A 10,638-nucleotide genomic window follows, 5' to 3' on the forward strand; every position below is an offset into this window, starting at 1 on the left:
TTTTATATGATGATATTTTCTATTTTATAATGATCAGTTTCCGGGTCTTGGAGGCATAGCTGCTGCCATCCGATGAAACCTTGACCCGATACAGATAGATGCCCGTACCCAGAGGGCGACCGCCATCTACCGATAGATCCCACTTCACGGTATAGACCTCCGAAGCCGGCACTCCGCTCTCAGCATGGCGCCAGAGCTGTCTGCCCGAAGTATCATAGAGTTCGATTACCACATCCATCCGGCTCTCCGTCCTGTCGTGAGAAACGATGAAGGTGGTGGTGCTGCGGGCAGGATTCTCCGTCACGCCCACATCGAAGAGCGATGGAGCCAGACCGCTTACCACATTGAAGTGGAGGGTGGTGGTAGAACTGTTGTTCTGGATATCCCACGCCGTGAAGGTAAGCTGATGCCTGCCTGCCGGGAGTTCCGGAATACTGTAGCAGGTGGAACCGCTGGTATAGGTTCCGAAATCATACGAGAAATAACCGTTGAGATTGTAGGTCTTCGACTGATCTCCGTCTATCACCAGCTTCAGGTCATGGCCGAGTCCGCTTCCTGCGGCATTGATTCCGTCCTTGTCTGATATCCTTGCCACGAAATAAGGGGTGGTATTCACATTGCCGCCATCCACGAAGGTAGGCGAATTCAGATAGCAGAATACCGACGGACCGATGGAGTCGTTTTCTGCCACCACGCTGCCGCCCACCTTGAACCGTGCGCTTTCTCCATTCGCCCGCAGCCCCTTGTCGTTGCTGACGGCATAGAGATTCATCAGTCCGGTATCACCCGAATAATTGATATCCTTAGGTACGGCAAAGCTGAAGGCGAACTTTCCGCCGGATACGCTGTCAGCACCCTGATAGAGCGTCTTCTGCCGGTCGTAATACTGGAAGGCTGTGGAGGCTCCGTCGGCTGTGGCATCATTCAGCTTGCAGGTAACCAGTTCCCTGGAATCCCTTACCGTAGCCGTCACTACCCCCTGGAAATCCACATCCGTCTCCACATGTCCCGCAATCCTGGCTATATCTCCGGCTCTCAGCAGCGGAACCGTATCGGTGCGCTGGCAGGAGATGCCGTTGATGGAATCCACCACTACCTTCATCATCGGCAGGTTGAGCGAGAGGGCAGGATCTCCGAGCAGGGCATACTGCAGATGGTTTTCCGAGCGGTCTATCTCGCCCGCCATCACATTGCCCAGCATCACGTCGTTCTGTGCCAGCCGGTGTGCCTCGCCTATCGCAAGCGGCTTGCCGTCTTCCCGGCTCAGCACCCTGCGCAGGAAGGCGCGGTTCATATACTTGTTCTGCTGGGCAAACACGGTACGCGTGGTACCATAGAATGCCACAGCTCCACCTTTTTCATTCAGCAGGGCAGCCTCGCCGATGGTAGATTTCGTACCGTCATAGGGCATGATGTCGCAGGATGCCGTCACCCACAGCGGCAGGTTTTCGTTTCTGAACGATTCGAAATCCGTAATCTTGAGCACGTTTTCATGCGAAATCTGGGTCTCGCTTCCATGTCCGGCATAATCCATCACCAGGGCACCATTAGCCTGCTGCTGCCTGATGATACGGGAGACTTCGGGATAGGTATTTCCCGTTGAGGAGGTCTGGCGGGTGTAGGCATCCCACATCACCTTTCTGATGAGATAGCCCGGATAGAGCGAGGCGATATCGTCTGCCACCTCGTTGGCATCCGCCATGTGGAGATTCTCGTTGCCGTCATCGCCCATGAACATCAGGGTGTTCTGCCAGGCTCCGGCATTGGCGTTCTTCTTGTAGCTGATGGTCTTGTCCACCAGTATCCTGGCTTCCTGCGCCGTGGTCACCGGGAATCGTCCTACCGCCACATCCTGCAGTTCGGTTTTCGGATCGGCTCCCTTTCCTTCGCCGATGATTCCCAGCCAGCTGTCGCTCACGTAGCAGGTGGTCTTGCTGAACGAGTCATCGCTCTCATGACAGAGCAGGTAATCATCCGGATTCAGCAGCCTGCAATCTGCCGTGAGCATCCGGTTGTCCCATACGCAGTCGCCGAAGAGCAGGAGATACTTAGGCATGTCAGCAGCCGTAGCCGCCCTGTCGCTCAGCATCCGCAGATAGCGGCGGTAGGCATTGGCATCGGGGGTACCGCTGGAGAATTCATTATAGAGCTCATCGGCGGGCACGATGTTCACGCGCAGCCCGTCGTGGGTTTCGTGGAATTCCTTGAGCCTCTGTGCCTGCTTGAGCAGTTTCTGCGAGGTTGGGATGATGATCACCATATCAGCAGCCCCGTCGGCATGGTGATCCTGCAGTGTGATGCCATACACATACTCGGCTGCAGGAATCTGGCTTCCGAAACCGGCAAAGGGCGCAGGCTGCTCCCAGGTTACGGCTACATAATCCAGATGAACTGGTCCACCGCTGAGTGGCTGTATCTCGATGGTATCCTTCTCCCTGAAATCCTGAAGCGGATAGGTGGCGCTCCTTTCCACGCCTACCGTATAGGTACTGCTGCTGGTATTGACAGGCAATTGGAGGCTCATGGTTCCCAGTTCCTGCTGGTTCTTCCTGATCTGCACCTGGGTGTTGGTACCGGCGGTAACAGCCACCACCAGCTTTCCCCGGCTGCATCCAGTAGGATTGGTGATGACCACCTTCTGGGTATCGCCCACCTTGACGGCTGTAGGATGGAAGAGATTCCTTCCACCCTGCATCCAGCTGAACCCATCTACTTCATAAAGAGAATGATAATCTTCCGGCATCGGATGGCAGGAAGATACGAAAGAGGCTGAATCTGCCCAGAGACTCGGCGCCTCATCGCTCTGGGTGATGAAATAATAACCATAGTCTGAATAGGGATTGCGGGTGCGCACCGTAGCCGTAGGGCTGCTCCAGCTCACTGCACCGCGGGCATAGAAATAATGTCTGCCATCCACCACATACTGCGGCACCTCCTTCAGGTCGTCAGTCTCCCGAATATCCTGGGCATAGAGCGCTTCGTTCTGGAGATTTCCTCCATAACCGTAGATCTTCACCTTGCTGATATCCGAAAAACCGGCACGGCGCACCACGTCGGCAGTCAACTGATGAATACCCGTTTCGCTCACCCTGATCTTTGCCCATTTTCCGCTTGCCAGCACAGAATGGTCGGCATAGGCGAGAGAAGAATCCTCCCCGCCGCGGGTCTGCAGCCGGGCTTCCTGCTGCGAACGTGTCAGCAGATGCGACTGGCTCTGCGAACGCGCCAGCGGCTTCGCCTGGATATCGAGCATGAAGCTCACCAGCGCCTGGTATCTGTGCTCCCTGAAAACGAGAGGAGAAAAGGAAATCACCAGCAAGCCTTGTTTCCGGCATTCGGTTACCTGCTGGCAGATGGACACCTGCTCGGGAAGAGCAGCGCCCGAAAGCCGGTTGTAATGAGAAATATCGGTAGCAGGCATATCCACATACTCCGGATATTTCACTGTTACCGTATAGATAGAATCCTGATAATCACCCTGCAAAGGCAAAGAATATACGAATTGAGGCAATATGGAGTCCACCTTCACCTCCTGCGAGGTAAGGTTGAAGAATCTCTGTGCAGCAGCAGGCAGCGCCATCAGCACCAGCACTGCCACGATACAGAGGTATTGCCATATTCTACTCTTATTCATATATTCTTTCTATTTACACATAAAGTCGAGCACCTTTCTATCTTCAAGATAGCCCTCCAGATGGTCGTCGATCTTCACCGGACCGCATCCCGTAGGACAACCCGTATAGAGCAGGTCTCCAGTCTTGAGCGTAAAATACTGGCTGATGTAGGAGATGATTTCATCCACCTTGTAGAGCATATCGCTCGAACAGCCTTCCTGCACATTCTCGCCGTTGATGTTGAGATGGAAGTGGATAGCCTGGATGTCACGGAACTTCTGGATATCCACCCATTCGCCGATGGCGGCAGAACCGTCGAATCCCTTGGCAAGCTCCCAAGGCTGTCCAGCCTCTCTCAGCTTCCTCTGCATCTCGCGGGCGGTAAAGTCGATGCCCACGGTCACCGCATCATAATAGCGGTGAGCGAAACGCTGCGGAATGGTCTTGCCCAACTTGCAGATGCGCACCACCAGTTCGGTCTCATACTCTATTCTTCCCAGATGATCCGGGATGAAGAAAGGCTTGCCGTTGTTGAGCAGCGCAGAATCAGCCTTGGTAAAAATAACAGGACGCTCTGGTTTAGATAACGTTCCATGCAGCGATTTATTGTGTTCGGTATAGTTCATACCGATAGCAAATATCTTCATAACCCCAAAAATATATATAAAAAGAAATGGGAGTTAGAAGCAAAGCAATGCTTTAACTCCATAACTCCCGGATATTCTAATTTAACTATAAGTCAAATTAATGCTTGCTTTCGAGTAATGATTACTCAGCAGCAAGAGTAAAACGCTGGTAAGCAACAATCTTGAGATCCTTGCTCTGAGAAGCGAGGTACTGGGCAACTGTCTGCTTGTCACCATCACCGAACTGGAACTCCTGGTCAACGAGGCAGTTCTCCTTGAAGAACTTAGCCAGACGACCGTTAGCGATGTTCTGGATCATAGTTGGGTTCAAAGAAGCAGCCTTCTCCTCACCTACAGTCTTCTTGATGTTGCGAGCCTCCTCAGCCTGCTCAGGAGTCAACCAACCCTTCTTGGTGTTGCTCTCGATGTGATCCTCAGAGTCAACGTGAGCTGGGTTGATGCCAGCCTTCTTCAAAGCAGCGTTCACAGCCTTCTCTACGAGCTCCTCCTTTGTCTTGGCAACAGCAACCTCGAGCTCAGTCTTCTTTGTCTCCTCAGAAACAGAAGACTCGTCGAGAGCTACAGGGCGCATAGCAGCTACCTGCATAGCTATCTTGTGACCAGCCTCCGCGTTGTTCTCGTTGAGCTGAACCATAGTACAGAGAGTGTGCTTGTTCATGTGGTCGTAAACCTCGATGTTGTCACCCTCGAGAACGCAGTAGCCGTCGAGCTCCATCTTCTCACCGGTGATACCAGAGCGCTGTGTAACAGCAGACTGAGCATCAGACTCGCCAACCTTCAAAGCCTTCACCTCGTCGAGAGTGTGAGCCTTTGCTGCGATAGCAGCGTCGAGGATGTCAGATGTCAACTTGATGAAGTCAGCACCGTTAGCTACGAAGTCAGTCTCACACTTCAGAGCGATGATAGCAGCGAAATCGTTAACCTTCTTAACGAGAACGCAACCGTTAGAAGTCTCACGGTCAGAACGCTTTGCAGCGATAGCGAGACCACGCTCACGGAGCAACTCCTTTGCCTTATCGAAATCACCTTCAGCCTCTGTGAGTGCCTTCTTAACGTCAGCAAGACCAGCACCAGTCATAGCGCGAAGTTTCTTGATATCTTCAATTGAAACAGCCATAATATTTTTCTAATATTAAAAGTTAATAATAATCTTTGCTTGAAAAGAACTAAAGCCATCGAATCATAAAACAGAATCAATGGCTCCAGTATATTTTTGTTTGCCTAATTACTCAGCCTCGTCCTTGCGGGCAGCCTTCTTCTTAGGCTGATCCTTCTGCTCTGCAGCAGCCTTGTCGTCAGCCTTCTCAGCCTTACGCTCCTCAAGACCCTCAGCGATAGCACCGCAAACTGCAGAGAGGATAGCCTCTACTGAGTCCTTAGCGTCATCGTTAGCTGGGATAACGTAGTCGATATTCTTTGGATCTGAGTTGGTATCTACGATACCGAACACAGGGATACCAAGACGGTTAGCCTCCTTAACAGCGATGTGCTCCTTCATTACGTCAACTACGAAGAGTGCGCTTGGGAGACGTGTCAAGTCAGCGATAGAACCGAGGTTCTTCTCCAACTTAGCACGCTGGCGGCTGATCTGCAGCAACTCGCGCTTTGAGAGGTTAGAGAATGTACCATCGTTCAACAGCTTGTCGATGTTTGTCATTTTCTTAACTGCCTTACGGATTGTAGGGAAGTTGGTAAGCATACCACCAGCCCAACGCTCGTTTACGTATGGCATATTGATAGAAGCTGCCTTCTCGGCAACTGCATCCTTAGCTTGTTTTTTAGTAGCGACAAACAGGATCTTCTTACCTGTCTTGGCGATTTCCTTGAGGGCCTCAGCAGCCTCGTCAACCTTAGCAACAGTCTTGTTGAGGTCGATAATATGAATACCGTTACGCTCCATGAAGATGTAAGGAGCCATTGCTGGATTCCACTTGCGACGGAGGTGTCCGAAGTGGCAACCTGCCTGAAGTAACTGGTCAAAATTTGTTCTTGACATTGTCTTTTCTTGTTTAAATGTTGTTTACTTTCTTTTGAATTCTAGCTAGAATCAGTCGATGAGTAGTCCCCGATTAATGGAATCTCACCGATTTAGATACTAAACTTTTTAGTTCAGCTATAATAATCTGAATATATATATATGTATAAGATTAACGCTTGCTGAACTGGAAGCGACGACGAGCCTTTGGCTGACCTGGCTTCTTACGCTCTACAGCACGTGAGTCACGTGTCATGAAGCCTGCATCCTTCAATGCCTTCTTATCGTTAGCGTCGATCTTAACGAGCGCGCGAGCGATAGCGAGGCGGAGAGCCTGGCTCTGACCGGTGAAACCACCACCGTCGAGGTTTGCCTTAATATCATACTTACCCTCAGCCTCGAGCAACTGCAATGGCTGCTTTACTACATAGCGAAGGATTGCTGATGGGAAATATGTCTCAATATCTTTCTTGTTGATTGTGATCTTACCTGTACCCTCTGAGAGGTATACGCGAGCTACAGCGCTCTTACGGCGACCAATTGCATTAATTACTTCCATTCTACCTTAATTATTTATACTGGTTAATATCAATTGCCTTTGGCTGCTGAGCCTCATGCTTGTGCTCTGTGCCATCGTAAATGAAGAGGTTGTCCATCAAAGAGCGACCGAGAGGGCCCTTTGGTAACATACCCTTAACTGCGTGACGGAGGATCTTGTCCATTCCATCAGGACGCTTGCGCAACTCAGCTGGAGTATTGAAGCGCTGACCACCAGGGTAACCAGTGTAACGTGTGTAAACCTTATCAGTCTCCTTCTTGCCAGAGAATACAGCCTTAGCTGCGTTGATAATGATTACGTTGTCACCACAATCTACGTGTGGAGTGAAAGTTGGCTTGTACTTACCACGAAGCAACTTAGCTACCTTTGAGCAAAGGCGACCTACTACCTGGTCTGTTGCATCGATTACAACCCACTCTTTCTTAGCTGTCTCCTTATTAACAGAGATAGTCTTGAAACTTAATGTGTCCATTTTAAAATTTAAATTTACTACTAAAAAACGTTTTAATCTTTTCTTACTCACTTAATTTCGGATAGGTGATTCACTAACCGCAAATCCCGGCCACAGGATGTGCTATTAACACACCATACCCAGGGGACTCTAAGTGTATCCCCGAAATAATCGGACTGCAAAATTACACATTTTTATTTGATTATGTGTAAGTTACGAGCCGTAGTCCTTATCTTTTATAATTATTTAACTTAGTTTGTCTTGTTTTGTTATTTTCATCCGTTTTTATGGCTTTTTGCATTTCCCAAGCATCTCCTATATTATCAAGCTTCTTCTGTATATATCAAGCTTCTTCTATATATAATTAAGGTGTAAGGTTCGCAGTGAGCCCCACACGCCCTGAAAGGGCAGAAGCTCCTAGCCCAGGGCATCGCCCTGGGTTATTACGGACGTAAACCTGTCGCCCTGAAAGGGCAAAAGCTTTCAGACACAGGCATAAAAACAGCAATGGGATTTCGATACCCCTATCGAAACCCCATTGTTATTCTTGTATAAGTAAAAGATGATGAAAGCGTTTCACAACGCCGTTTTATTTTTTCTGATGCAAAGGTACAACAAAAACCGTTTGCTAGGGGGTATTTTTTAGCATATATAGGGGTAAAATCTGTTTTTTCAGCATATATCAAGCTAAAATTACCCCCCCCTAAACGATTTTTACCACTTAACTCATCTTTTTTCAAGGTCAAAATCTAAGGAAAATGAACTTAAATATACGATTACTACCATACCAATGAAACTTTTCCGGGGATAGGAATGAAACTATCCCCGGCTACCAATGAAACTATTCCCGGGAATATCTATGAAACGATCCAGGAATATCTATGAAACGATCCCTTCATCAGATGACGGTAATCCAGATACCTTCCCCTTGATTCTCCGCTGCCATAATGCGATTCATCAAACGATGGAGCCAGATACGGGAGTTCACCACCATGCCCTTTACCCGGTTCTCGCCCACCAGAATGCAGCCCTGGGTATCATCGGGATAGTTGCCGGCATGGATGCGGATGCCCTCGAAACCGGGAACACCCTGCACATACGGAAGCCACTTCTTGAATCGGCGCGACTTGGTGATAAGCACACGATACGAACCCTCGGGGATGGCGGTATGGCCTGGAATCTTTCTCGCCACCTTGCCGCTCTCTCGGCTGAAACGGGCGTTCTCCTCCTCCGGCTTCAGCTCCACGCCCTTCAGATTACGCCACGTTGGCTCCAGGGTGTCACAGAAGTAGCTCTCCTTAGACAACTTCTCCAAATCAAAACTATGCACGAAACTGCGCTTGTCACCGGCAGTCTTGCCGGAAAGAACCTTGCGCTTCACATCACCATCAGCCAACAGATAAAGTCGGCCGATGGTATAAGTATTCTTCTTAGCTATACGCTCTAAAACGATTTCCATAAGTAAATCAAATTAATTTAAAGTTTAGAAATTAAGATAATTCCTGCCCATCACATCTGTATTTCAGCTTCGTAAAACTGTGATAACTGTTACTGTGATAGTTCTCGCTGCCACGTTTCACGTATTTTCTATACACCCAGGTAGAAAGCAGATGCGCCGTACCCTCTTCCGAGAGTCCCAGGGCAGCACGAGCCTCTACCACCTGCTGCTCGGTAAACGTATCCGGCAACGACTGGAGGAGATTGGAAGGACCACGCTTGTTGGAATGCTCGCCCACATGGTTCGCCTTCTGGATGTCCTCCTCGAAGAAACGCATCTTGCACCACAGGTCGTAGCGCTCACTCCAGCGGATGAAATCTTCTATTTCCGGCTCCCATCTGCAGCCGTTGGCAACATAGAGCACGCACGCCTTCAGATAGGCTATCACGTTGGCACGGAACGTGAAGTTCTCGTAGATTCTGTTCTGGGTAACCTGCGAAAAATCCGCATTCTCCTCACTCAGAATCTCAGCCAGGCGGTAAGCCTCGGGGCAATCTATCAAGCCGGTAGCCATACAGAGGTTCTCGATATAGGGCTTCAGCTCCTTGCGGAACTGATCGTCGTAGGTGCCATACACCGGAATCTTATCGCCGATTTCTCTTTCGGGAATGGTACAGAAGTTGATTCGGCTCAGCGGACCGTCGGTCAGCACCTTGGAGAAATAACGCTGTCCCTTCTGGATGGTGGTAGAGGCATTCCAGTTGAAACGGACGGTTACTCGCTCGGTGACACTTTGGGTTCCCACTCGTGTTTGTCCATATTGATTACCTGGGTCAAAGGCGAGGCACATGATACGGAAATGCTGGTTGCCGATACCTTTCAGGGCATCAAACTGGTCAATCTCGTTGAGCGAAGTATAGAGGAAGTGGCCTTTGGCTTCTGCCGTACGCATCACGAAGGCAGGGTTGGTCATATCCGCATCTATCTCCTGTATAATGAGATTATCCGGTCTCTTTCGCTTATCCTTGTTGGCACCCTTACGCATCATCTCCTCTTTCCATTCCTTCTCACGCTTCAGGTTTTCCTGGTCACGCTTACGGATATCCTCCATAATCATCGAAATCGGCATCTGCACACAACTTTTACCTGCACCTGTGCCTGCAAGGAGGCAGGTCATCAGGGTGGCTTCGTGCTCCACGTTGTCGATATATCTGAATCTCGTATTCCAGAGATGGGTAGCCAGCGGAGGGAAAATGGCATGTGCCACAGCCGGCTGATAAATCTCCGGAGTCTTCGAGATCAGCAGTTTCACCAGCTTCGGCAGCTTCTTGGGCATAGGAGGTGGAGGCGGATAAGAGGCGCTACTACTTTGAACATTGAGATTTGAACCCGCCAGGCGTCCCGGGAATTTGTAATCCCCGGCAAGCAAGCTATAACCATTTTGTCCAGCAAGAAAGTTCCCCGCCAGGTGTCCCGGGGATTTGCAATCCCCGGCAAGCAAGCTCTTAGCAGCCTGTTCCGCCAAGGCATTCACGCGGATCACATCCCTAGAAAAAGGCTTGGAGCTGTCCCCATATTTCGCATAGAAATCGTGAATCAGCTGATGGCAGTCATTCTCCTGATAATAGCTCGGCATCCTCTTCGCCACCACCTTCATCAGTTCCTCCTCGCTCATCACACGAGAAGCGCCAGCACTCATAATAGCGAGCAGGGAGGAGTGTCTTGACCCGACGGTATCAATATTCATCCCCTTCAGTCCTGCGGTTTCCTGAAAGAGGTCGAAGGCTATGAGATTCTTGGCATCAGCAATCCCTACTCCGCAGGCATTTTCTGCAGCTTGCCCTGCTGCATCAGCTTGGGCTGCCAGTCCGCCAGCATTCTGAGAACCTCCAGTATGGCTGATATAATCATCATCAGCACGATGGCTATTACCAGGTTGGGCAGGCTGAATAGC

The 10,638-nt window shown here is 50.1% G+C and carries 8 protein-coding genes; all 8 read right to left on the bottom strand.

Annotated elements, in window-relative coordinates; genetic code table 11:
* Positions 1-19 precede the first annotated feature (19 nt).
* Positions 20-3,634 (bottom strand): type IX secretion system sortase PorU, encoded by a 3,615-nt coding sequence (gene porU, locus AAAT87_RS08570; protein WP_349226198.1) that lies wholly within the window; start codon positions 3,632-3,634, stop codon positions 20-22.
* A gap of 9 nt (positions 3,635-3,643) precedes the next feature.
* Positions 3,644-4,261 carry a fumarylacetoacetate hydrolase family protein gene (locus tag AAAT87_RS08575; RefSeq protein WP_295024759.1) on the bottom strand — a complete coding sequence of 206 codons (618 nt, stop codon included), beginning with the start codon at positions 4,259-4,261 and terminating at the stop codon, positions 3,644-3,646.
* Between the two features lie 121 nt (positions 4,262-4,382).
* Complete coding sequence (gene tsf / locus AAAT87_RS08580) at positions 4,383-5,378, bottom strand: translation elongation factor Ts (protein WP_349226199.1); 996 nt, start codon at positions 5,376-5,378, stop codon at positions 4,383-4,385.
* 108 nt (positions 5,379-5,486) lie between these two features.
* The gene (gene rpsB / locus AAAT87_RS08585; RefSeq protein WP_089544420.1) at positions 5,487-6,257 is read right to left on the bottom strand and encodes a 30S ribosomal protein S2; all 771 of its coding nucleotides are present in this window, start codon (positions 6,255-6,257) and stop codon (positions 5,487-5,489) included.
* A 151-nt stretch (positions 6,258-6,408) separates the two neighbouring features.
* Positions 6,409-6,795, bottom strand: a complete 387-nt coding sequence (gene rpsI, locus AAAT87_RS08590; RefSeq protein WP_089544421.1) for a 30S ribosomal protein S9 — start codon at positions 6,793-6,795, stop codon at positions 6,409-6,411.
* 10 nt (positions 6,796-6,805) lie between these two features.
* Positions 6,806-7,267, bottom strand: coding sequence for a 50S ribosomal protein L13 (gene rplM, locus AAAT87_RS08595; RefSeq protein WP_089544422.1), 462 nt, complete (start codon positions 7,265-7,267; stop codon positions 6,806-6,808).
* 877 nt (positions 7,268-8,144) lie between these two features.
* Positions 8,145-8,705: a DUF5675 family protein gene (locus tag AAAT87_RS08600; RefSeq protein ID WP_296972099.1), complete on the bottom strand. Its 561-nt coding sequence runs from the start codon at positions 8,703-8,705 to the stop codon at positions 8,145-8,147.
* 31 nt (positions 8,706-8,736) lie between these two features.
* The coding region (locus AAAT87_RS08605) for a hypothetical protein (RefSeq protein ID WP_349226200.1) at positions 8,737-10,638 on the bottom strand (1,902 nt) is incomplete at its 5' end.

This window comes from Segatella sinensis (assembly GCF_040095255.1).
In the GTDB taxonomy this organism is placed as follows: domain Bacteria; phylum Bacteroidota; class Bacteroidia; order Bacteroidales; family Bacteroidaceae; genus Prevotella; species Prevotella sinensis.

Bases quoted from the DNA above. Each gene is read 5' to 3' on its own strand.
- porU (WP_349226198.1), bottom strand. From the start codon at position 3,634: ATGAATAAGAGTAGAATATGGCAATACCTCTGTATCGTGGCAGTGCTG.
- AAAT87_RS08575 (WP_295024759.1), bottom strand. From the start codon at position 4,261: ATGAAGATATTTGCTATCGGTATGAACTATACCGAACACAATAAATCG.
- tsf (WP_349226199.1), bottom strand. From the start codon at position 5,378: ATGGCTGTTTCAATTGAAGATATCAAGAAACTTCGCGCTATGACTGGT.
- rpsB (WP_089544420.1), bottom strand. From the start codon at position 6,257: ATGTCAAGAACAAATTTTGACCAGTTACTTCAGGCAGGTTGCCACTTC.
- rpsI (WP_089544421.1), bottom strand. From the start codon at position 6,795: ATGGAAGTAATTAATGCAATTGGTCGCCGTAAGAGCGCTGTAGCTCGC.
- rplM (WP_089544422.1), bottom strand. From the start codon at position 7,267: ATGGACACATTAAGTTTCAAGACTATCTCTGTTAATAAGGAGACAGCT.
- AAAT87_RS08600 (WP_296972099.1), bottom strand. From the start codon at position 8,705: ATGGAAATCGTTTTAGAGCGTATAGCTAAGAAGAATACTTATACCATC.